Source organism: Microvirga sp. ACRRW (assembly GCF_022346925.1).
Classification (GTDB): Bacteria; Pseudomonadota; Alphaproteobacteria; order Rhizobiales; family Beijerinckiaceae; genus Microvirga.
This window is the reverse complement of sequence record NZ_JAKRNJ010000007.1, coordinates 129,592-151,973: the sequence shown is the minus strand read 5'-3', so window position 1 is coordinate 151,973 and position 22,382 is coordinate 129,592. Positions and strand designations below refer to the sequence as shown.

The 22,382-nt window shown below is 61.4% G+C and carries 17 protein-coding genes; 7 read left to right on the top strand and 10 right to left on the bottom strand.

Translation table 11 applies throughout. The annotated features are described in order from the left end of the window. Positions 1–296 precede the first annotated feature (296 nt). A complete protein-coding gene (locus MHY87_RS16235; protein WP_239353539.1) occupies positions 297–4,481 on the bottom strand; it encodes a glycosyltransferase in 4,185 nt (1,394 codons plus the stop codon). A 626-nt stretch (positions 4,482–5,107) separates the two neighbouring features. On the opposite strand from MHY87_RS16235, the gene eda reads away from it, so the two are divergent. Together eda and MHY87_RS16225 are read left to right on the top strand one after the other, a co-directional pair. Further along, positions 5,108–5,746, top strand: a complete 639-nt coding sequence (gene eda, locus MHY87_RS16230) for a bifunctional 4-hydroxy-2-oxoglutarate aldolase/2-dehydro-3-deoxy-phosphogluconate aldolase (RefSeq protein WP_239353538.1) — start codon at positions 5,108–5,110, stop codon at positions 5,744–5,746. 64 nt (positions 5,747–5,810) lie between these two features. Beyond that, on the top strand, positions 5,811–6,656 hold the full coding sequence (locus MHY87_RS16225) for a tellurite resistance TerB family protein (RefSeq protein ID WP_239353536.1): 846 nt from the start codon (positions 5,811–5,813) through the stop codon (positions 6,654–6,656). A gap of 2 nt (positions 6,657–6,658) precedes the next feature. On the opposite strand, the gene MHY87_RS16220 is transcribed toward MHY87_RS16225, so the two are convergent. After that, on the bottom strand, positions 6,659–7,243 hold the full coding sequence (locus MHY87_RS16220; protein ID WP_239353535.1) for a hypothetical protein: 585 nt from the start codon (positions 7,241–7,243) through the stop codon (positions 6,659–6,661). Between the two features lie 245 nt (positions 7,244–7,488). Here MHY87_RS16220 and MHY87_RS16215 point away from each other — a divergent pair, with 245 nt between their 5' ends. Both MHY87_RS16215 and MHY87_RS16210 read left to right on the top strand, forming a co-directional pair. Beyond that, a complete protein-coding gene (locus MHY87_RS16215; protein WP_239353534.1) occupies positions 7,489–9,297 on the top strand; it encodes an IlvD/Edd family dehydratase in 1,809 nt (602 codons plus the stop codon). A 25-nt stretch (positions 9,298–9,322) separates the two neighbouring features. Next, the gene (locus tag MHY87_RS16210) at positions 9,323–10,069 is read left to right on the top strand and encodes an SDR family oxidoreductase (RefSeq protein ID WP_239353533.1); all 747 of its coding nucleotides are present in this window, start codon (positions 9,323–9,325) and stop codon (positions 10,067–10,069) included. Here the strand turns inward: MHY87_RS16210 and MHY87_RS16205 are convergent. From MHY87_RS16205 to MHY87_RS16175, 7 genes are all read right to left on the bottom strand, one after another. Beyond that, positions 10,066–11,031, bottom strand: coding sequence for a 2-hydroxyacid dehydrogenase (locus tag MHY87_RS16205; RefSeq protein ID WP_239353532.1), 966 nt, complete (start codon positions 11,029–11,031; stop codon positions 10,066–10,068). The two genes, MHY87_RS16210 and MHY87_RS16205, sit on opposite strands and share 4 nt — an antisense overlap. A gap of 16 nt (positions 11,032–11,047) precedes the next feature. Continuing rightward, positions 11,048–11,350: a TfoX/Sxy family protein gene (locus MHY87_RS16200; protein WP_239353531.1), complete on the bottom strand. Its 303-nt coding sequence runs from the start codon at positions 11,348–11,350 to the stop codon at positions 11,048–11,050. Positions 11,351–11,458: 108 nt separating this feature from the next. Then, entirely contained in the window at positions 11,459–11,986 is a 528-nt protein-coding gene (locus tag MHY87_RS16195) for a MarR family winged helix-turn-helix transcriptional regulator (RefSeq protein WP_239353530.1), read from the bottom strand. 93 nt (positions 11,987–12,079) lie between these two features. Beyond that, a complete protein-coding gene (locus MHY87_RS16190; RefSeq protein WP_239353529.1) occupies positions 12,080–12,895 on the bottom strand; it encodes an ABC transporter permease in 816 nt (271 codons plus the stop codon). Beyond that, positions 12,892–13,668, bottom strand: coding sequence for an ABC transporter ATP-binding protein (locus MHY87_RS16185; RefSeq protein WP_239353527.1), 777 nt, complete (start codon positions 13,666–13,668; stop codon positions 12,892–12,894). Before MHY87_RS16185 ends, MHY87_RS16190 begins: the two co-directional genes overlap by 4 nt. 13 nt (positions 13,669–13,681) lie before the next feature. Continuing rightward, entirely contained in the window at positions 13,682–14,695 is a 1,014-nt protein-coding gene (locus tag MHY87_RS16180; protein WP_239353526.1) for an ABC transporter substrate-binding protein, read from the bottom strand. A 697-nt stretch (positions 14,696–15,392) separates the two neighbouring features. Continuing rightward, entirely contained in the window at positions 15,393–16,967 is a 1,575-nt protein-coding gene (locus MHY87_RS16175; RefSeq protein WP_239353525.1) for a glucan biosynthesis protein, read from the bottom strand. A 632-nt stretch (positions 16,968–17,599) separates the two neighbouring features. Here MHY87_RS16175 and MHY87_RS16170 point away from each other — a divergent pair. Next, entirely contained in the window at positions 17,600–18,754 is a 1,155-nt protein-coding gene (locus MHY87_RS16170) for a type III PLP-dependent enzyme (RefSeq protein ID WP_239353523.1), read from the top strand. Between the two features lie 132 nt (positions 18,755–18,886). Further along, positions 18,887–19,459: a GNAT family N-acetyltransferase gene (locus tag MHY87_RS16165; protein ID WP_239353520.1), complete on the top strand. Its 573-nt coding sequence runs from the start codon at positions 18,887–18,889 to the stop codon at positions 19,457–19,459. A 4-nt stretch (positions 19,460–19,463) separates the two neighbouring features. Here MHY87_RS16165 and MHY87_RS16160 read toward each other — a convergent pair whose 3' ends face one another. After that, entirely contained in the window at positions 19,464–20,693 is a 1,230-nt protein-coding gene (locus MHY87_RS16160; protein ID WP_239353519.1) for an MFS transporter, read from the bottom strand. 251 nt (positions 20,694–20,944) lie between these two features. Between MHY87_RS16160 and MHY87_RS16155 the strand changes: the two genes are divergently transcribed. Further along, positions 20,945–22,375, top strand: coding sequence for a homospermidine synthase (locus MHY87_RS16155; protein WP_239353517.1), 1,431 nt, complete (start codon positions 20,945–20,947; stop codon positions 22,373–22,375). Positions 22,376–22,382 lie beyond the last annotated feature (7 nt).

The following is a 22,382-nucleotide window of genomic DNA, read 5'->3' as shown; positions in this document are numbered from 1 at the left end:
CTGCGCCGAAATCCATGAGCGCGCTGGTCGTGCGGTCGATCCGCAAGATAGGATCAAGATCCTCGAGCGCCATGACACGGATCGGCTCGGCCTCGAAAAAATAACGCCCCGCCACCACCGCGCGGAATTAAAAAGCTGCAGATGCCTTTCCCAGACGCACGCGAATGGAGATGGCCTGAAGCCAGTGTAAGCACGTTGGCGGCCACGGTTTCACACGCGCGCGTATCCGCGCTTGCCTTCCGCATGGGCAAAGCTGAGCCAATGCTCCCGCGCAAGAATAGCCGAGATTGCTCGGTTCATTTCTTGAGGGCGCCCCGTACGAGGTAAAAGACCTTCTTGGCGCCACGGCGGGCGATAGTCCGCAGGCGTGTCTTGGTTCGTGAGAACTTCCATGCACGGCTCGGCTCAAGGCGCGCCTTCTGCATCATGAAGCCGAGGATGCGTCTATCCTTGCCCATGCCCAACGACGCCGGCGTCGCCGGCTTGGAGGGAATGATTGCGATCTCGAGCAGCGCCTCAATGTTGTTCATGATTGCGGCCGGGATGCTGATCCAGACTTCATGCCTGTTCCGGCCATTCATCGTGAGCTTCGAAACGACATGGCCCGCAACCTCGAAGGTGACGTCCTGAGTCTGAAGGACTTCGCCTTCAATCACCAGGTCCAAGGGGCGGCGCATTGTGTCCGGCACAAGGAAACTGAGGACGGCCCGGCCACGGCTCCAGACCTGAGTCGGTTCGGCTTCGTTCCATCCTTCACCGAGATAGGCAAGCCCGGGCTGCCCTAAGCCGAATGCAAGTTCGCTTCCGAGTTCATAGCGCAGCATTCGGAGTTCCGCGTACATGCGCTCCTTCCGATCCGCGGGCCATTCGTCCTCGATGATGGTAAAAGCCGAAACGCCAAGAACGCGGGTCGAACCGTCCTCGTCTCGGATCCGGAACTCAAATTTGACCGGATCCCCGCTTCGAAGCGTATCTGGAATTCTGACGCTGCAGAGCGAGACTTCGCCCTGCGTCAGTTCCCATGTCTCCGTCAGATGATCATTCAGCAGAACATCCACGAGGCTGTTCTTGTTCGTGACGAAGGGGGCGATGAAAGAGCGCGATCCTGCGCCCGTATGGAACAGGCGAAATGCGATCGTCGCGGACCCCTTGTCGGCCCAGGCGCCCCAGCCGTTTCGTCCCACGAAATGGTTCGTCTGAGGAATGCTGTAGGCATACAGGTTGCTGGCGTCCTGGAAGTCGGCGACCTGGCCCGAATAGAAGGGGTGCAGCTCGAAGGCTTTCTGGGACGGTCCACCTGACAGGGCGAGCAGATCGGCCGCCGTCTTGCTCCATGCGACCGGCACGAAATCCTTGCGGATCGCTTCCTCGCGTTCGGCCCGCTTTGCAGACGAAACCGCATACATGCGAATGCGCTGATACCATGCTTTGATATCGAGAGGGTCGATGAGGTCCGTGATGTGCGGGGCGATCTCGACCATAGACGATGTCGCGGAAGCGATGCAGATCTTGCCATGGGCGAGGCTCTCGCCGACGGGCAAGCCCCAGCCTTCGCAAAGGGACGGGAAGACTGTGAAAATGCTCTCGCGATACAAAAGATCGAGAGCATTGTCGTCGATGCCGCTCAGAATCTTGATCTTGTCCCTCGCAACAGGATCGCGCTCCAGCATGTCCTTCAACGGGCCGGGAGTTGCGCCGCCAACGATGACCAGTTGCGGTGCTCTCGATCCGAGATCCGCGACGAGGCGCGTCCACACTTGATACAGAAGGTGGCGATTCTTGTGAGGGCTCAAGGAGCCGACGGTCAGGACGAAGTCGCCTTCGTCGAGGACGGCGCGAACCTTCTCCGGGACCTCGGCCGAGTTCCGCTCAAGAGGCGTCTCGAAATCCAACGGGATGCCGTCGCCTTCCCTGATCACACTGATCTGCGGCATTTGGATGCGCTTGCTGCTGAAGTACTTCAACAGCTCGTTCTTCGATGCCTGGCTGACAGTTCCGACCTTGCGAACGTTGGCAAGCATCTTCGACAGATTGTCCTCGAACCGCTCCGTCGTCTCTTCGGAGAAATATTGCGGATGGCTGATCGGGAGAATGTCGTGGATGAGCAGGATCGCCGTCGCTCCCGAGCGGCGGATCAGCAACGTCGTGTCATGGACGTAATCGAGATTCTGCAGCCATGCGTTTCCTTGGATCAGGAGATTGGCGTTTGGCGGAAGCGAACTGATCGTCTCCAGATCGCGGCGTCCAACATATGACGGCCCCTGCTCGAACGAGAGAAGGTCCGGCGGAACCAGGAAATAGCGCCTCTCGATTCTGTGCCAGGCAATGTAGGTGATGTTCGGGTTGTTTCGGATCTCGTTGACGAGAAGAAGCTCGACACGGGTGATGCCGGTAATGCGGCCGGGATTGTTGATGAGCGTCGTGACATCAAGATAGATGTGAGGCGCCTCCGTCTCTGCGACCGGCGCCACCTCATGGGCAGCAGGGCTCGCCGGTGAAGGGCTCTCTGCTCGGGAGAGAACGTTGCGGTAAACCTCGATCGTGCGCTCGACATGGCGGTCGATGCTGAACTGCCCGGCGATGTGCTCTTTCTGAGCATCGACGGCTTCGGCGGACCGGCGTGTCTCGAATGTCTCGACAACAGCACGACGGATTGCGGCGACATCGGCCGGGTCGGCATAGGTCGCATGAGCCCCGAAATATTCTTCTTCGCCCGAATACGAACTGAGGACGAGGGGCGCGCCTGCGGCAGCCGCTTCCAAGGCGGCAAGCGGCGCTCCTTCCGCCCAACTCGGAAGAGCGAAGCAACGTGCTCCCGCATAGGCTGAGGCAAGCATCTGCGATTGTCCGCCGATACGGCCGGCGAAGTGCACATTGTCCCCGCCGACGGCCTGGATCAGGTTCTTGTAGCGTGCGTCGATGGCTTCACCGATCAGGACGAGCGGAATGCCGGTGCCTTTCAGAGCATACGCGAGCAGAAGCTGGTTCTTGCGGGGCTCGATCCGTCCGACGCACAAGACGTAATCCTTCAGGCCCACGAGGTTCTGAAACAGGACAGGATCCGCATTCGAGAATTTGGACGCGTCGACGGGATTGTGCACGAGCGTGCCGGAAAGATCGCGCCCGATGGCCGTCCCGAGAGCTCTGCGCTCATAATCGCTCAGGAAGACGAGATGATCAGCCTCGTCGACGAGGTGGCCGATCATGGCGTTGTAGCCGGGGAATTGCTCCTCGACGACATTGAGAGGAAGCCGCCTCAGGCGTTGTGCTTCGGCATTGATGTCGACAAGCCGCTCTTCGATGGATTGAGAGGAATGCTCTTCGAACGCCTTGGGAACCGAACTCAGCCAGAGGTCCCGGCAGCGGTTGTCCAGAAAGATCGGTGAGAAGACGACGGGCTTCTTGAAGGATTTTGCCGCTTCCATCGCAGGGATGGCCGTTTTCGGCGTCGCGACATTGAAAAGGTGCACGACATTCGCATCACGAAGGCCGACCTGTTCGGCATAACCATTCTCGGCATCGAAGCCATGCTTGCGGAGACCGAGAGCGAGCTGTGGGATGCGGGTCGAGGGGCCGCCTTTGGCTGATTTCTCGGCGCCGTGCGTCAGAAGGGCGACGCGCGTCGCGGCCGCGGATGAAACAACCTCCGGGGCTGCATGGAAAGTCTTTGTGCTGCCCAGGTTGTGGCGTTGCGCGATTTCTTCGAAAAACTCGCCGTGCTTGGCGGCGAAATGATCCCATGTCCGGTCGAGGATGGATGTTCTGAGGGCTTCCCGCTTTTCGAGGAGGCCGACCAGAACGGCGCGCAGGCTTTCCGCATCGCCGGTCCGATAGCTGATGTGAGGAAGCTCGGGCATCCACCCGATTTCGGGAGCGATCACCTCCACGCCGCAGGCGAGGGCCTCGATCGCCGACATCGGCCCGCCCTCGAACGATGCGGGAACGAGGATGTAGTCCATCGAGCGGTAGAATTCGGGCAGCTCATCGCCAGGGAGGTTCAGCGCAGGCCCCGGCCAGCCCTCGCCGGTGAAGAACCACTCGATTCCCGGCAGGTCCATCACCTGCGACACCAGTGCTTCGCCTTTGCGCCCGGTTACATAGGTGCGGCCGACAACGCCGATCTTCAGCGATGGCCGGAAAACGTCGATATCGACGCCTGGCCCGATGATCCTGACCTCGCGCTGAGTCTCTTTCTTCAGCAGGTCCGCATAGATGTGCGACATGCAGACGGAATAATCGACCTGATTGGCGACATCTAAGAATTTGGCTTTGGCGCGCTCGTCTTCTTCGAGATGCGTGAAATACGCGATCTCGACGGGCGACAGGCGCTCCTGATGGGTCGAGTATGTCAGGTAGTACTGGACATCGGCCGAGGCATCGGCAGCCGTGTCATAGGACACGAAGGGGAGAGCCCGAGACAGCTCCGAGGCCATCTTCTCGAGGATCCATCCGCGATCCGAAATACGAATGTGAGCGCGCATTCAATGAAGCCTATTCAGAACCAGTACGGATTGCCTGCCGAAGCCTAGCCCGCAAGGCCAACCGAGCCTTTCCTGCGGGTTAGAAATGAAGGATACGAGCCATAAGGCAGTTCAATTGGAGCTGGCAAGCCCTTAGAATGTTGGGACTTCTGAATATTGGTGGAACTTGTGGAAGCTCTGGCGCTGGATAGTTTGGCCCTATTCCGCTTGGATGGTGTCATTGTCTGCAAGTATTGGACGTATCTATATAAATTACTCCTTTGGAATATTATCTTTTTATCTGCTTATTTATCGTAAATGTAGCCTGTTGTCCGGATTTTTGAGAAAGCAATTTCAATTGTTTCTTGCAATAGATCGTCGAATACTGGATAGCGGATCCGCTTGCATGTCTCGTGCTGGCTGCTGAGCCGCCTCTCGATGCGAAACTCTATTGCGCCATGCTTTTGCGCTAGGCCGCCTCTTGCTGCCAAAAAGGCGGGCCAAACACGGGTTTGTGACGGGATGAGCGGCACTTAGTCCCGCAATGGCCGAAGAGTTCGAGGTGGCTGCAGCAGCTCTTGGCAGAGTTGCAGCCGGGTTCTAAAACGGTTTCTCCATTGTAAGGCAACTGAACAAAGGCGGGCGGCATGGGATCCGACGGAAACCTTCTTCGCGATTACTTGCGCCTTGCGCCCGTCATACCGGTCGTCACCATCGATGATGCGCGGATCAGCATTGATCTCGCCCACGCGCTCGTTCGGGCCGGCTTGCCGGTAATCGAGGTGACGCTCAGGACGCCTGCGGCTCTGGATGCGATCAGCGCTATCGCCAAGGCCGTGCCCGAAGCCGTCGTCGCCGCCGGTACGGTTCTGGCGAAAAGCCAGATCCAGGAAGTGATCGATGCTGGGGCGAAGTTCATCGTCACGCCTGGAACCTCCTTGAGGCTCGCCGAGGCTCTTCGCACGTCGACGATCCCCGTGATGCCCGGATGCGCCACGGTCTCGGAGGCGATGACCCTCGCGGAGCTCGGCTTCCAGCATCTGAAGTTCTTCCCGGCTGCGGTTTCCGGCGGCCCAGCATGGCTGAAATCCGTTTATGGGCCGCTGCCCCATCTGCGCTTCTGCCCCACGGGCGGCATCGACCGTGCCAGCGCGGCGTCTTATCTCTCGCTTCCCAATGTCGTCTGCGTGGGCGGAACCTGGGTGACGCCGGCCGATGCCATGAAGAAGGGTGACCTCGCTGAGATCGAGCGTCTCGCCAGGGATGCCGCGTCCTTGCGAGGCTAAACCTGAACCATTCCCCGGCCCCTCCGTTGTGTTCTTGCTCGCAATGAACAGGCAGGAGGGTCTCATGGTCGATTACCGGAAATTGTTGGATGCCTTCGTCGGGTCGCTTGGCCGCACCGATGCGTCTCCGGATCGGCACGGGGCTTCCCAAGACGCGTCCAATCACAAGGATGCGGGAACCCAGCAGGGGCTTGGACACCAACTCGAGAAGGGCGTGACGCAGCTTGCAGGCCAGTCACCCGAACAGTTGCTGCAGAAGGCCAAGGATCTGGCAGTCCAGCACCCGGGCGTGACGCAGGCCGCTCTCGTCGGTCTGGCGGGCCTCCTGTTCAAGGGACGCAAGAAAGGAAAACTCACGAGCAATCTCGTGAAGCTCGGTGGTCTGGCCGTGATCGGGGGGCTGGCCTATCGCGCCTACCAGAAGCAGCAGGGCGGGGCTGTCGTATCTCAGAATGCAGGTCAAGGTGCGGGCGAGGCGGGCTCGGCGGATCATGGGCCGATGGCTCAGGCGGTGCTCAGCCTTCCGGAAACGTCCCGTTTCCATCCGGTCTCTCAGACCGAGGACGACGCGTTGCTTTTCCTGCGGACCATGGTGGCGGCGGCAGCCTCCGACGGCAGGATCGACGAGGCCGAGCGTGCACGCATCGTCAAAGGTCTGACCGAAGCGGGGATCGACCCTCAGGCGAGCGGCTGGCTCGAACGGGAAATGGCATCGCCCGCGGATGTGGAGGAGCTTGCCGCCAACGTGAACGATCCCGAGATGGCGGCGCAGGTTTATGCGGCGGCGCGCATCGCCATCGACCCGGACACGATTCAGGAGCGCGAATTCCTGCGTCAGCTTGCCGAGGCGCTCGACCTTGATCAGGCCACGCGAGCGCAGATCGATGAGACGGCTGGCGGCTTGCTCTGATCTTAACGGGCGAACGGCTTGATGCTGTCATACCGCACGAGCGTCTGCGAGCCGTTCTTGTTCGGATAGCGTTTAGCGAGGACGAAGCCGAGATCGGGAGAATAAAGATCCGTATGCTCTGAGGTCGTTTTGCCGTCTGCGTTGAGGTAGCGGTGATGCACGGCAAACACCTCATAGGCACAGGGTCCGAGTTCGATCTCCTCCTGATCGGTCACCATCAGCTCAAGAGATACCAGAGCGCCGACCGTACTCGGCGTGGCCGGGGCATAGGTGACAGCCCGGCGCGCTTTCAGAGCTAGCGGAAAGATGGTTCTGACATCCGACACCGGGATGGAGATGCTTTGCGCCGTATCATCAGTGCGGCTGACCTGAAACAGCCCTTTGTAATAAATGACGTTCTGCTTCTTCCCGTTGGGATAGAGGTTCGTCACATGGACGAAATGATCCGAGGCGGGGCGCACTTCCGCCTTCGTGCCTTGCCGCTCCAAGACGAAGCCTTGCTTCGCCGTTTTTGCATTTGGGCAATTATTGGCGAGGGCTGAGGCCGGGAAAACGAAGGCGAGTGTCAGAATGAGAGGCTTGAGCATGATGGGCCACAGGACTTCTTGAATGTGAAGGCGACCATAGCTCGGCATTGTTATTAGAACAATGTTTCAATTTTTATTTGTATGATTTATTCGAAAGTTGGCTTGCATCCGAAACCGTTTGGCATTCGATTACTTCCGAAAGATTCCAAAAAGGATGCTCTCAGTAGGCTATGTCGGTTGGAAAGGGGTTTCGCCTCGCACCACATAAGGCCTCAAAGCGCCTGAACACTAAAAAGGATATAAGCATGGCTGACAGGCCCCACCGCCGCACTCCGGATCAGCTTCGCTCCCGTCTCTGGTTCGACAACCCGGACAACCCCGGCATGACCGCGCTCTATCTCGAGCGTTATCTGAATTTCGGCCTCACCGGAAAGGAACTGCAGGGCAAGAAGCCGATCATCGGAATCGCGCAGACAGGGTCCGATCTCTCGCCCTGCAACCGGCATCACCTAGAGCTCGCCAAGCGTGTGCGCGATGGCATCACGGCTGCGGGCGGCGTGGCCTTCGAGTTTCCATGCCATCCGATTCAGGAAACGGGCAAGCGCCCCACGGCCTGCCTCGACCGCAACCTCGCTTATCTCTCCCTCGTGGAAGTGCTCTACGGCTATCCCCTCGATGGCGTTGTGCTGCTCACCGGCTGCGACAAGACCATGCCGGCTTGCCTGATGGCGGCGGCGACCGTGAACATTCCAGCGATCTCACTCAATGTGGGCCCCATGCTCAACGGTTGGCACCACGGCGAGCGCACCGGTTCCGGCACCATCGTGTGGAAGGCCCGCGAACGTCATGCGGCAGGCGATATCGATTATCAGCAGTTCATCGACATCGTCGGCTCCTCCGCACCTTCGGTAGGCCACTGCAACACCATGGGCACGGCTTCGACCATGAACGCATTGGCCGAAGCGCTCGGCATGTCGCTGCCGGGCTCGGCTGCCGTTCCCGCGCCGTATCGCGAGCGCGGACAGATGGCTTATGAGACGGGCAAGCGCATCGTCGACATGGTGTGGGAGGACCTGAAGCCTTCCGACATCATGACACGCGAGGCGTTCGAGAACGTGATCGTCGCGAACGCCGCCATCGGCGGCTCGACCAATGCGCCGATCCACATCAACGCGATCGCGAAGCATATCGGCGTTCCGCTCGATTGCGACGATTGGGAACGCATCGGATTCGAGATCCCGCTCCTCGTGAACGTTCAGCCCGCCGGCGAATATCTCGGCGAGGAATATTTCCGCGCGGGAGGCTTACCTGCGGTGATGGCCGAGCTCATCGGCGCGGGCAAGATCCATGAGAATGCGATCACCTGCACCGGCACCACCATTGGCGAGAATTGCAAGGGCAAGTTCACCTGGGATCACGACGTGATCCGCTCCTACGACAATCCGTTGAAGGAGAAGGCTGGCTTCCTCAATCTCAAGGGTACGCTGTTCGATTCCGCGATCATGAAGACGAGCGTGATCAGCCCCGAATTCCAGGAGCGCTATCTCAACAATCCGAATGATCCGAATGCGTTCGAAGGCCGCGTCGTGGTGTTCGATGGTCCGGAGGATTATCACCACCGTATCGACGATCCGTCGCTCAACATCGACGAGCATACGATCCTCATCATGCGCGGCGCCGGCCCCATCGGTTATCCGGGCGCTGCGGAAGTGGTGAACATGCAGCCGCCGGGCTCGCTCATCAAACGTGGCGTGCTCTCGCTGCCCTGCATCGGCGATGGACGCCAGTCGGGCACGTCCGGTACGCCATCCATTCTCAATGCCTCGCCCGAGGCGGCGGCAGGGGGTGGTCTCGCATTGCTGCAATCGGGCGACCGCGTGCGCATCGATCTCAACAAGCGTACGGCGGACATTCTTCTCTCGAACGAAGAGCTGGAGAAGCGTCGCGCCGATCTCGAAGCGCGCGGCGGCTATGCCTATCCTGCGAGCCAGACGCCGTGGCAGGAGATCCAGCGTTCGATGGTCGATCAGCTCTCCGAGGGCATGACGCTGAAACCGGCGGTGAAATACCAGAAGGTTGCTCAGACCTTCGGCGTGCCGCGCGACAACCACTAACGCGGCAAGAACGACTGGAGGCGTCATGACGGATCGGCTGAGAGGAAAAACGGCCCTCGTCACGGCGGCAGGCCAGGGGATCGGGCGCGCCATCGCGCAAGCTTTTCTTCGCGAAGGTGCACATGTCTGGGCAACGGATGTCAATGAGGCAAAGCTCGAGGATCTCGAAGGCGCAACGCTCCGCAGGTTGGATGTCAGGTCAAGCAGCGTCATCGGGACACTCGTCAATGAAGCGGGTGCTTTCGACGTTCTCGTGAACGCGGCGGGTTTCGTGCATCACGGCACGGTTCTCGAATGCTCCGACGAGGATTGGGATTTCTCGTTTGACCTGAACGTGAAATCCATGCACCGCACGATTAAGGCCGTTCTGCCGGGCATGCTCAAGAGTGGCGGTGGCTCCATCGTCAACATCGCGTCAGGCGCGTCCTCCGTGCGCGGCATCCCGAACCGCTATGCCTATGGTGCGACGAAAGCGGCGGTGATCGGCCTCACTAAGGCGGTGGCCGCTGACTTTATCAAGCAGGGCATCCGCGCCAACGCCATCTGTCCCGGCACCGTGCAATCGCCATCGCTCGATCAGCGCATCGCAACACTCGCTGAGAATTCCGGCCAGAGTGTCGAGGCAGTGCGTCAGGCCTTCATTGATCGGCAGCCGATGGGGCGCTTGGGCACGCCGGAAGAAGTGGCGGCGCTCGCCGTCTATCTCGCCTCCGATGAGTCGAGCTACGCGACAGGTCACATCCACATGGTCGATGGCGGGTTCGCGCTTTAAGCCTTGGTGTAAGGCGTTTCCGACACAGGCGTCAGCGGGCCCTTGCCGGCGAACCAGGAGATCAGGTTGTCGGCGACGAGCTGACCCATGGCGTTGCGCGTGTGAACGGAGCCGGAGGCGATGTGGGGCAGGAGCACCACATGCTCTATGTCGATCAGTTCCTGCGGCACGCGCGGCTCGTCGTCGTACACGTCGAGACCTGCGGTGAGGATAGTGCCGGACTTCAATGCCTCGATCAGTGCCTGCTCATCCACCACGCTGCCGCGCGCCACGTTGATGAGAACGCCTGTAGGACCAAGCGCCTTCAACACATCCGCGTTTATGAGATGCTTCGTGCCGGCGCCGCCCGGCGTGATGACGATCAACACATCGCAGGCTTCAGCCATTCCGATGAGCGTCGGATGATAGGTGTAGGAAACACCTTCCTGCCGCGTGCGGCCATGATAAGCGATGCTTACATCGAAGCCTTCGAGACGTCTCGCGATGGCCTTGCCGATGCGCCCGAGGCCGACGATGCCAACCTTGCGTTCGCGTAAGGTCGACGAAAGCGGGAAGGAGGCCTTCAGCCATTGCCCTGCGCGTAAGTAACGGTCCGCCTGCGGGATCTTGCGTAAGGTGGCAAGCAGCAATCCGAGGGTGAGGTCCGCCACTTCGTCGTTCAGCACGTCCGGCGTGTTGGTGACGATCACCTGGCGCTTGGCTGCTTCCGTCACATCCACATTGTCATAACCGACGCCGAAGCTGGATACGATTTCGAGATTGGGCAGCGGCTCGAACAGGCTCGCATCCATGCGGCCGAACAGGGTGCTGGTGGCAACGCCGCGAATGCGCGGGCCGATCTCGCGCAGAAAACTTTCCCGATCCGTTTGCTCCCAGAGCTTGTGGAGATTGAACGCCTTGTCGAGAGCATCCATGACGACAGGCATCATCGGGGCGGTCATGAGGATATCGGCTTTGCTCATGGGCTTCCTTCTCTCGTCATATCGAACAGCGGGATGCGGGGCCCCGGCGAAAGGCTGCATCGATTGCTTTTGCCTCTTGCTGCAGGGATGTCTTCACATCCTGGGGCAGGTCGAGCCAATGGCAACCGCGCAATGCGGCCTCCAACGCGTATAGGGCATTGAGACTAACCCGACGGGGGAGCATGAATTTGAGGCGGCGATAGGCCTCGATGGAGCCGATGGCTTTAAGATCGGAAGGCGTGCGGATGCCAACTTCTTTCAGCCAGCCCTGCGTGACGGGACCTATGCCGGGAAGGCTGCTGATCGGCTCATCACTCATGGCAAAAGGTCCGGCTCCTGCTGTCTCGTGCCGTCACGATAGAGCAAGTTCACGCCGGATGCGATGGACCCCGCATTCCCGGAAACCAAAGAGCTTTGGATGGTGCTTTTAAGCCGTTGCGGCGAGTTCGGGTTCTTCCGAGCCCAGATCCTCCAGATCTTCCTCGGCTTCGAAGCCGGTCTGATCGGCGCCCGTGACGCTGGCGAGGTTCTTGGCGGCCTTGCGCAGCAGCTTGCGCAGGCGCTTCCGGTCCTTGTTGTCGAAGCCTGCGAGAAGCTCGGCTTCAACCTCGTCCCAGAGGGCATCGATAGCAGCGGCCTTACGCTTGCCTTCCTTGGTCAGCTTCACGCGCACGACCCGTGCATCGCCCGGCTCCGTGTGCCGCTCGACGAGTTTGAGGGTAGAGAGGCGCGACACAGTCTTGGAGGCTGTAGGCGGGCGCACGCGCAGGATGGTGGCGAGATCGCCCATGGTCATGGGGCCGGAGCTGGCAAGAGCCTGGAGAACCTGTTCCTGGCCTGCGAAGAGGCCGAGCTCGGAGAGCTTGTCTCCCGTGCGGCTGCGATGGAGGCGCGATGCCTGGACGAGGGACCAGCCGACGCTCTTCACGCCCGGATGAATGATGTCCTTGTCCATGAGAGACCTCTCTGATGCTAGCTCTTATACCACCATGAGCAGGAACTCATGACGTTTCGATGACAGACCTGTCATCCATCAACAGATCTCGCATCATGCCTCCCGAGGGAGGGCGCTTTCATGCCAATGACGCAGCAGGACGCGGGTCAGGAGGCTCAAAAAGAGAAATAGCGCTACACCCGTCAACGCCAAGAGAACCAGGGCCGCGAAGAGACGAGGAATATTGAGCCGGTACTGGCTCTCGATGATGCGATAGGCCAGCCCCGAGCCCGCCCCCGCCGAGCCCGCAGCCATTTCGGCCACGACGGCGCCGATGAGGGAGAGGCCGCCCGCAATCCGCAAGCCTGCAAGGAAGGCGGGCAGGGCTGCCGGACGGCGCAGATACCAGAAAGCCTTCAGGCGGGACTGAAGGCGAGCTTTCCAATCCTGTCTTGCGGAAACGCCGTAGAGCCGGAACAGCTCCAGCAGGTTCCTATCGACGGACTGCAATCCCAGCATCGTGTTCGACAGAATCGGAAAGAAGGCGACGAGCCATGCGCAGGCCAGCACTGCCATTTCTTGCGGCATGTAGATCAGCAGGAGCGGAGCGATCGCGATGACGGGCGTCACCTGCAGCACGACGGCGAAGGGATAGAGCGAATATTCGACGACGCGCGACAGGCTCAACGCCATCGCCAGAGCCGTGCCGCCGATGACGGCAAGAACGAGGGCCGTGAGCGTGGTCTTCAGTGTGACCAGGAGAGAGGCGGAGAGTAGCGGCCAATCGGCCATCATCGTCTTTGCGATGAGACTCGGCGTCGGCAGGATGTAGGAAGGCACGGCAGCCATGCGCACGTAGATTTCCCAGAACGCGATGACTGCGGCGAAAACAGCGAGCGGCAGGATGAGCTTCAGCGGATTGCGCGTCATGACAGACTCCCGTCCGCCAGATTGCGCGTGAGAATCTGCGATACGTGACGGCACAGTTCCGCGTAAGCCCGGCTCGTGCGGAAATCGCTGCCGCGTTCGTACTCAGGAGCACCGGGGATCTCCGCGACGACGCGGCCCGGACGCGGAGTCAGAACCGCGATGCGGTTCGAGAGATAGGCGCTCTCGTAGATGGAATGCGTCACGAACACGATGGTGCAGTTCAGCTCGGCTTTCAGCTTGAGCAGGTCGTCATTCAGCTTGAACCGCGTGATCTCGTCGAGCGCCGCGAAGGGCTCGTCCATGAGGAGAAGGCGCGGCTTGACGCTGAGTGCGCGCGCAATCGAGACACGCATCTTCATGCCGCCGGACAATTCGCGCGGATAGGCTTTCGCGAAATCCTCCAGGCCGACGAGAGCGAGGCTCTCCGCGATGCGCTCCCTCGCTTCCTTCCGGGATACCCCACGCAGGCGCAAAGGCAGCCATACATTGTCCGCCACATCGGCCCACGGCATCAGCGTCGGCTCCTGAAACACGAAGCCGATTTCGCTGCGATGATCCGCGTCGAAGGAGCCGGGCCAAGTGACGCTTCCCGATGTGGGCTCGGTCAGGCCTGCGATGAGACGCAAGACCGTCGATTTTCCGCAGCCCGACGGGCCGAGGAGAGAGAGGAATTCGCCCTGCCGAACATCGAGATCGAAACGATCCAGAGCCATTACGCCGTTGGCGAAAACCTTGCTCACCTGATTGAGCGAAACGAGCGTGGATGCGGTCATGATAGAACAGGCGTTATTTCTTCAGCTCGAGCCCGACGCCCTTATTCACGAATTGGAGCGTGTAGGCCTTCGTATAATCGAGATCGGCTTTGAAGAGGCCGGCTTTGACCATCTTGTCGAAGAAGTCCTTCATGCGCGCATCCGACATGGCGCCGATGCCGTGCTTCTGCGCGTCGCCGGAATCGACGATGCCATGTTCCTTCAGCTTCGTGACGGCGTAGGTGAGGATCTCGTCCGTCATCTCAGGGTTGTCGCGTTTGATGAGCGCGTTGCCCTTCGCGTTGTCGCCGTAGAGATAGGTGTACCAGCCGAGGGTGGAGGCATCGACGAAGCGCTGCACGAGGTTCGCATCCTTCTCCACCACGTCGCGCCGCGTCTCGATGGTGGTCGAATAGGTGCTGAAGCCATGATCGGCGAGGAGGAACACGTTGGGTGCGAAGCCTGCGGCTTTGCCGATCACCAGCGGATCGGAAGTCACGTAGCCCTGCTGCACCGCTCGGCTGTTGGCGATGAAAGGGGCGGGATTGAAGCCATAGGGTTTGACCTGTTCGTCCTTGAAGCCGAACTCCGCCTTCATCCATTGAAAGAAGGTGGCCGTGCCGTCCTTCGAGAGCAGGATGTCGTTCGATTTTTTCAGATCGGTAAAGCTGTCGAGGCCCTGGCCCGGATGGCTCATCAGAATCTGCGGGTCTTTCTGGAAGTGCGCGGCGACGACAACGGTCGGAATGTTCTTTTCCACCGCCGAGAAAGCCTGAATCAGGCTACCGCCCATGTAGAAGTCGAGTTTGCCGACACTCATGAGCATGCGGTTGTTGGCACGCGGCCCGCCCGGCACGATGGTGACCTTCAGGCCGTATTTCTCATAGGTGCCATCCGCGAGCGCCTGGTAATAGCCACCGTGCTCGGCTTGGGCGAGCCAGTTGGTGCCGAAGGTGATGTCGCGCAAAGGCTGCTGCGCCATGGCGGAGCCTGCGCTCCAGCCGGTCAGAACCGCCAGCAGCCCTGCTGTCCAAGCATTCCGCCTCATCGCACTCGCCCCTGCCTTTGCGCCAACAACCTGTGCGCGTTCAGGGCTCGGTTCTGCGCGGTTCCGATGCGCTTTGCAAGGCCACTCGCATTCTTCCAATTCCGGCAACGAAAATCGGAAGAAGAGCAGGGGAGTGTCAAAGAGCGCGGGCGAAGGCATGCGGGAATGGCCTCGCGAGCTTGTGGCTGCGAGGTTTTGGTGTCGAGGGAGGCGCGAGGAGGCGTCTGGCTCGGCTGTGTGAGTGAGAGAAGAACCCGACGGCTCCTCGCGCACGGTTCTTTTAGGCGTACACCGTGTCTTTCAACGATGGGCCTCCCGCCGACAGGCTTGCGAAGCCTGACACAGGACCGCTCCCGGCTCCGACAATCACGACGCCTCGCGAGCGCGCCCCTCATTGAGCCGGGACATCCAACCCATAGCCAAGGTTAGGACCAAAGTCAAGAACAAAAGAAGAACATTGATCGGAGGGCGCATCCCGGACGGCGTAAGCCGAGCCGAGATCGTAAGCAGGATGTGGCGCAGGAAAACCTCTCCCGGGCGGGAGAGGTCGGACCGGAGGTCCGGGTGAGGGCATGACCTCTCCGGACAGGGCGCTCCCTCACCCCTGCCCCTCTCCCGCTCGGGAGAGGGGATCTGCGCCCTCTCGCCCAACGCTCCCGGCTCGGCTCCGCAGCCCCGGGAGGACGCTCGTGAGGGATCACTCCACGGCCCAGGGATAGGTCCAGGTTTCCGTCAGCGCCCGATTCCCGGCTTTCAGGAACGCGCGCAGGTCCGTGGATTGACCGGGTTCCAGCTTCACGTCGATGGCGGCGCGGAAGCCCTTGATGTGCTCGTTCGGCATGACGAAGGTGTGGGTGATCTGCCCCATGGACGTGGAGGGCACCAGCTGCACCTGATCCGGAGAGTCCACGTAGTAGGCGAGGTCGCTGCCCGCGAAATCGACGATGAAGCGGCGATGCGTGCGGTCGCTCGGGCTGTTCGAGCCGCTGGCGCGGGGCGGCGTCTGGAAGGTGTTGATCGCCTTAGCCCCAGGATGCATAGCGCCGATGGCGCCCGCCGCACGCAGACGATAGGAGAACGTCGTCTCCTGACCGGGTTCCAGGGGCTTTGCAGGCTGCCAATAGGCGACGATGTTGTCGTGCGTCTCGTCTGGCGTCGGGATCTCCGCAAGCTCCACCCAGCCCTCGCCCCACTCGCCCACGGGCTCGACCCAATAGCCGGGGCGCTGATGATAGGAGGCTTCCAGGTCCTGGTAATTCTCGAACACCCGGTCGCGCTGCATCAGGCCGAAACCGCGCGGGTTCTTGTCGGAGAAGGACGAGATCTTCTTCACGCCGGGGTTGCGCAGCGGACGCCAGATCCACTCGCCCGCGCCGGACTGCATGAGCAGCCCATCCGAATCGTGGACCTCCATCCGGTAATCATCCGTGGTCTTCCGGTCGTTCTCGCCTTCGAAGAACATGGAGGTGAGGGGAGCAAGCCCCACATTCTCGATCTTCTGGCGCGGGAAGAGCGTGGCCGTGACGTCGAGAGTGGTTTCTCGCGACGGATAGACCTCGAACCGGTAGGCGCCAGTAACGGAGGGGCTGTCGAGGAGCGCGAAGATCGTCGCCCGGTCGCTGTCGGGCTTGGGCATCTCGACCCAGAACTCGCGGAAATGCGGAAACTCCTCCTGCTCGCCGCCTTCCACGTTGATGGCAAGCCCGCGCGCCGAGAGGCCGTATTTCTGGTCGCGGCCGAGAAAGCGGAAATAGCTCGCGCCGAGGAAGGCGATCAGCTCGTCGAGCACCTTCGGGTTATTGAGCGGGTAATGCAGGCGGAAGCCCGCAAAGCCCAGGTTCACCGGCAGGGGCTTCTCGATCTTGTTGCGGCCGTAATCGAACAGCTCGCGCTGGTAGGGAATCGGCGTCGGCACGCCGTCGCGGATGACGTTGACGGTGACGGGACGCTGATAAAGGAAGCCGAGATGGAAGAGCTGCATCCGGAATGGACCGTTGCCGGTAGCGAGCAGCGCCTTGTCCGGGCGGAAGCGGATGTCGCGGTAATCATCGAAGCTCAGGCGATTGAGCGGCTCGGGCAGCTGGGCGGTCGACGCCTCGAACGGCGCGCCCGACAATTCCCGCGCACGGCGCACCACATCCTCGAATCGGAATGGATTCGGAGCCGGCACGGCGCTCTGCTGGGCTTGCGCGAGAGCATCCCCACCCCAGGCTGAGAGAGCGGTGGCAGCAAGCAGGCTTTGCAGGAGGGCGCGGCGGGAGAGGTGCGTCATGGCAGCGAGCGGTTCTTTCCTGAGTGCGAGGGGAGGCGGGCTTTAAGAGCAACCGCATCCAGATATGGGTGATCGTCTGCCGCTTAATAGGGCGTGAACGGAAGCCTCGCCATTCCCTCTCCTGAGGCAGGGTTAAAAAATTTTGCGAAAGGCCTGAAAAGGTCTTGTGATCCCGGGCGAATGTGATTATCTCCCGCTTGCCCAATTTCGCACGTGCCTGTGGTCGTGTGTCGGTTGGTGGGCATCCGGACAAGAGGCCGGACAGCCGCCCGAGAGCATCCTAGCTCTCGACTACCCCTAACCGGCAGCCGGAGGCGAAAACCGGCGCACCTCGTTCTCAACGGGGGACGCGACTTAAAGCAACGACGAACGGGCTTTTTTGGTCTCGTTGGCCCTCCAAAGGTCAACACCGAAGAGGCTTGTTTATCATTGCCAGGCGTGCGGACGGGAACCCCCATCCAATCCAAGGCAGCATCGTCGGGTGAAGAGCCCATCTGCGCTATTCGTGTCTCCATCGCACGAAGCGGGATGCATCTTCCCTCGCTGACGCCGGACAGCAGAAGATTCTGTCTGTCCAGAATTCAATCCGGAGGCTTGAAGACCTCCATTGAACCTTTGGTGGGGAGAGCGCCATGACTCAGCGCATCCGTGAATTTCTGCGCAACCGACGTGAGGACGGCCCGTGCGTCGTCGTCGACCTCGATGTCGTGCGCGACAACTACTCCAAGTTCGCCCGTGCGCTGCCCGACACGCGCGTGTTCTACGCCGTGAAGGCGAATCCCGACCCGAAGGTGCTGAAGCTTCTGGCCGATCTCGGCTCGTGCTTCGATACGGCCTCCGTGGTCGAGATCCAGCTCGCGCTCGACGCAGGCGCCACGCCCGACCGCATCTCTTTCGGCAACACGATCAAGAAGGAGCGCGACATCGCGCGCGCTCTCGAGATCGGCGTGCGCCTCTATGCGGTCGATTGCGAAGCCGAGGTCGAGAAGATCGCCCGCGCTGCCGAGACGGCTGGTGTTGCCGCCGACCAGGTGAAGGTGTTCTGCCGCATCCTGTGCGACGGCGCCGGCGCCGAGTGGCCGCTCTCCCGCAAGTTCGGCTGCGTGCCGGAGATGGCGGTGGACGTGCTCGAGCATGGCGTTCGCCTCGGCCTGGAAGCTTACGGGGTGTCGTTCCACGTGGGTTCGCAGCAGGGCAACACGGAAGCCTGGGATCAGGCTCTCGGCTCTGCCTCCGCGATCTTCCGTGAATGCGCGGACCGCGGCATCCATCTGTCGATGGTCAACCTCGGCGGCGGTTTCCCGACGAAGTACCTGAAGACGGTGCCTCAGGTGGAAGCTTACGGCGAGTCGATCTTCCGCGCGCTGTCGAAGCACTTCGGCAACCGCATTCCGGAGACGATCATCGAGCCGGGCCGCGGCATGGTCGGCAACGCGGGCATCATCGAGGCCGAGGTCGTTCTCGTCTCGAAGAAGAGCCGCGATGAGGACGAGGTGCGCTGGGTCTATCTCGACATCGGCAAGTTCGGCGGTCTCGCCGAGACGATGGACGAGTCGATCCGCTATCCGATCCGCAGCGAGCGCGACGACGACCGCAAGGTGCCGTGCGTGCTGGCTGGTCCGACCTGCGACTCCGCCGACGTTCTCTACGAGAATGAGCCCTACCTGCTCCCGTTCTCGCTGGAGATCGGCGACAAGGTGCTGATCGAGGGCACGGGTGCCTACACGACCACCTACTCGGCGGTCGCGTTCAATGGCTTCCCGCCGCTTAAGTCTTACGTGATCTAACTCACGTCCCGCCTGCCTCGTTGAATGAGGCAGGCACCAACTCCACCACAGTTGTCCCGGACGGCCAATGAGCAATGGTGCTCATTGGTGCGAGGGCTGTCGCTCACCCCACGTGTATGGGAGGCCACGGCCATGATCACGATTCGCGAAGAATCCTTCCACGATGTCGAGGCGCGCGAGGCGCTGCTCGATGCCTGCTTCGGACCCGCACGGTTCCAGAAGACCTGCGAGCGTTTGCGCGAGGGCCGCAAGGCCGCCGATGGTTTGTCGCTGACCATCGAGCAGAACGGCGAGCTCGTCGGCACGGTGCGCCTGTGGCACATCTCCGCCGGCCCGAACCGTGCCGCGCTGATGCTCGGCCCGCTCGCCATCGATCCGTCGCTCCAGAGCCTCGGCCTCGGCGGCAAGCTCATGCGCGAGTCGTTGAAGCGTGCAGCCGATCTCGGTCACAAGGCGGTGCTGCTGGTGGGCGATGCGCCGTATTACGAGCGCTTCGGCTTCTCGACAGGCAAGACCGGCTCGCTCTGGCTGCCGGGGCCTTACGAGCGCAACCGCTTCCTCGCGCTCGAGTTCGAGAACGGTTATCTCGACGGCGCGCGCGGTCTCGTGTCCGCAACGGGTGCATTCGAAGACAAGCCCGATCTCACCGCGCTTGTTGCAGCGGCAGCGCAGGGGCAGTTGCCCGGCATGCGTCCGGCTGCATAACGCATCAGCTTCCCGAGAGCCGGAGACGTTCGGCTCTCGGGTTCGGCAGCACGAACGTGACCGCTGCCGCTGCGACGAGATAGACGGCAAAGCCGATGGCAACGGCATCGACGCCGATTCCGATATCGAACAGCATGCCCGCGCCAACCGGGCCGATGGCGGATGCGATCACCATGATTGCGCCCGCCAGAGCGCGGATCTTGCCGAGATGGCGCGTGCCGTAAAGCTCGGCCAGGGTGGATGCGATCACCACATTGGTGCAGCCTGTTGTGAGGCCGATGAGCGCGAAGAAGATGAGCGGCGTGAAGGCACCGCTCACAGTCACCAGAACGATCGAGGCCAGAATCATTCCCACGAGATAGAAATGGCTGACGCGGATCGCGCCCAGGCGGTCGATCAGCGTGCCTGCGGTCATGGTCACGACAACGGAGACGAGGGCGAACACCGTGATGCCCGTCGCCAGCAGCTCCACCGCCCAGCCCTTCGTCTCGGCGATGAAACGCAGATGAAAAAGATAAGCCGTCATGATGGCCGGATAGCCCGCCATCGTCGGCACGAGCGCAAGAAAGCGCCAGTCGCGCAACAGGTCGAGCCAGCGCGGGCCCGGCTCGCTCGTGGTGTGAGTCAGTGATGCATCCGCCGCATCAGGCTTGTGTGATGTCCTGAGCAGGCCGGTGAGCCATCCAACGCCTAGGCATGTCACCAGCACGAGCGCGGCGACGCGCCATGTGCCAGTCCAGCCGAGGCTCACGATGAGCGCGACCGCGATGCCGGGCAGGATCGCCTCTCCCGCCGAGAAGCCGAGGGTCGCCACGCCGACAGCCCTGCCGCGAACGCCTTCGGGAAGGCGGGCGGTACTCATGACGCCCGCATGGCTCATCATGCCTTGCCCAAAGAGGCGCAAGGCGAAGAAGCTCAATCCGAGCACCAGCAGGTTGGGCGCGAAGGACAGGCTGAGCGCCGCTGCCGCGAGGCCCAGAAAGGCTGCGGTTGCGTAAAGACCCACATCGATCCGGTCGATGGCGCCGCCGATCCAGATCATCAGCAGGCCCGATGCGAGTGTCGCGACGGAATAGATCAGCCCGAAACTGCCATGGGTCAGGTCGAAGGCGTGGCGAATGTCGGGGCCCGAGAGCGAGATGAAGAAGGTCTGCCCGAAGGAGGACAAAAGGGTCAGGGCGAAGCCCAGGCCGATCACGCGCCCATGGCGCATGAGAAGTTCGTGGAATTTCATCGTTCGCAAATCAGGTCTGATGGACTGAAGCCGATCATGAGACCTTGTTTCCTCATGTCGAGGCCTAAAACCAAGGGATGAGTGCTTTTCTTGTCATTTTACGGTCGTCATCCGCAGGGAAATCGACATTCGAGGGAGAGAGGAAAGCGCAGGCATTGACCCCGGGGGCTCCTCAATCCTAGATGCGCGCGGAATTGTCCAACCCGGAGACATCTGAGCCCGTTCCAGGCTTCCACGAAGGAGAAACATCGATGACCACTTGGCCCATTCATGGCCGCATTACCGGCCCGATCGTCATGATCGGCTTTGGTTCGATCGGCAAAGGCATGCTGCCCCTGATCGAGCGGCATTTCGAGTTCGACAAGAACCGCTTCACGGTCATCGATCCCGTCGACACCGACCGCTCCATGCTCGACGTGCGCGGCATCACCCTGATCAACAAGGCTCTCACCCGCGAGAACTACCGCGAGATCCTCACGCCTCTGCTCACTGAGGGCGGCGGCCAGGGCTTCTGCGTGAACCTGTCGGTCGACACCTCCTCGCGCGACATCATGGAGCTCTCCCGCGAACTCGGCGCGCTTTATGTCGACACAGTGGCCGAGCCCTGGGCCGGTTTTTACTTCGACAAGAACGCAGGCCCTGAAGCCCGCACGAACTACATGCTGCGCGAGAACATCCTCGATGCGCGCCGCCAGGCGCCCGGCGGCCCCACGGCCGTCAATTGCTGCGGCGCGAATCCCGGCATGGTGTCATGGTTCGTGAAGCAGGCTCTGCTCAACGTCGCCAAGGACACGGGGCTGAACGTCGAGGTGCCGAAGTCCCGCGAGGAATGGGCCGCTCTCATGAGCAAGGTCGGCGTGAAGGGCATCCACATCGCCGAGCGCGACACGCAGCGCGCCGAGCATCCGAAGCCCATGGGCGTGTTCGTGAACACCTGGTCCGTGGACGGCTTCGTCTCGGAAGGCCTGCAGCCTGCCGAACTCGGCTGGGGCACGCATGAAAACTGGATGCCGGAGAACGCCCGCACGCACGACAAGGGCTGCGGCGCTGCGATCTATCTGCTGCAGCCCGGCGCGAATACGCGCGTGCGCAGCTGGTGCCCGACGCCCGGTCCGCAATACGGCTTCCTGGTGACTCACAACGAGGCGATCTCGATTGCGGATTACTTCACCGTCCGCGAGGGCGAGAAGGTCACGTATCGTCCGACCTGCCATTACGCCTATCATCCGGCGAATGACGCCGTGCTGTCGATGCACGAGATGTTCGGCGCCGCCGGCAAGTACCAGGGCAAGCAGCACATCCTCACCGAGAACGAGATCGTCGACGGCATCGATGAACTCGGCGTGCTGCTCTACGGCCACGGCAAGAACGCCTATTGGTACGGCTCGCAGCTCTCCATCGAGGAGACTCGCAAGCTCGCGCCTTACCAGAACGCCACCGGCCTTCAGGTGAGCTCCGCCGTACTTGCGGGCATGGTGTGGGCGCTGGAGAATCCCAACGCGGGCATCGTTGAAGCCGACGACATCGACTTCCAGCGCTGCCTCGAAGTGCAGATGCCTTATCTCGGACCGGTGAAGGGCTACTACACCGATTGGACGCCGCTCGATGATCGCCCGGGCTTCTTCCCGGAGGACATCGACGCTTCCGATCCGTGGCAGTTCCGGAACATTCTGGTGCGCTGACGCTCTA

Bases quoted from the DNA above. Each gene is read 5' to 3' on its own strand.
- MHY87_RS16235 (WP_239353539.1), bottom strand. From the start codon at position 4,481: ATGCGCGCTCACATTCGTATTTCGGATCGCGGATGGATCCTCGAGAAG.
- eda (WP_239353538.1), top strand. From the start codon at position 5,108: ATGGGATCCGACGGAAACCTTCTTCGCGATTACTTGCGCCTTGCGCCC.
- MHY87_RS16225 (WP_239353536.1), top strand. From the start codon at position 5,811: ATGGTCGATTACCGGAAATTGTTGGATGCCTTCGTCGGGTCGCTTGGC.
- MHY87_RS16220 (WP_239353535.1), bottom strand. From the start codon at position 7,243: ATGCTCAAGCCTCTCATTCTGACACTCGCCTTCGTTTTCCCGGCCTCA.
- MHY87_RS16215 (WP_239353534.1), top strand. From the start codon at position 7,489: ATGGCTGACAGGCCCCACCGCCGCACTCCGGATCAGCTTCGCTCCCGT.
- MHY87_RS16210 (WP_239353533.1), top strand. From the start codon at position 9,323: ATGACGGATCGGCTGAGAGGAAAAACGGCCCTCGTCACGGCGGCAGGC.
- MHY87_RS16205 (WP_239353532.1), bottom strand. From the start codon at position 11,031: ATGAGCAAAGCCGATATCCTCATGACCGCCCCGATGATGCCTGTCGTC.
- MHY87_RS16200 (WP_239353531.1), bottom strand. From the start codon at position 11,350: ATGAGTGATGAGCCGATCAGCAGCCTTCCCGGCATAGGTCCCGTCACG.
- MHY87_RS16195 (WP_239353530.1), bottom strand. From the start codon at position 11,986: ATGGACAAGGACATCATTCATCCGGGCGTGAAGAGCGTCGGCTGGTCC.
- MHY87_RS16190 (WP_239353529.1), bottom strand. From the start codon at position 12,895: ATGACGCGCAATCCGCTGAAGCTCATCCTGCCGCTCGCTGTTTTCGCC.
- MHY87_RS16185 (WP_239353527.1), bottom strand. From the start codon at position 13,668: ATGACCGCATCCACGCTCGTTTCGCTCAATCAGGTGAGCAAGGTTTTC.
- MHY87_RS16180 (WP_239353526.1), bottom strand. From the start codon at position 14,695: ATGAGGCGGAATGCTTGGACAGCAGGGCTGCTGGCGGTTCTGACCGGC.
- MHY87_RS16175 (WP_239353525.1), bottom strand. From the start codon at position 16,967: ATGACGCACCTCTCCCGCCGCGCCCTCCTGCAAAGCCTGCTTGCTGCC.
- MHY87_RS16170 (WP_239353523.1), top strand. From the start codon at position 17,600: ATGACTCAGCGCATCCGTGAATTTCTGCGCAACCGACGTGAGGACGGC.
- MHY87_RS16165 (WP_239353520.1), top strand. From the start codon at position 18,887: ATGATCACGATTCGCGAAGAATCCTTCCACGATGTCGAGGCGCGCGAG.
- MHY87_RS16160 (WP_239353519.1), bottom strand. From the start codon at position 20,693: ATGAAATTCCACGAACTTCTCATGCGCCATGGGCGCGTGATCGGCCTG.
- MHY87_RS16155 (WP_239353517.1), top strand. From the start codon at position 20,945: ATGACCACTTGGCCCATTCATGGCCGCATTACCGGCCCGATCGTCATG.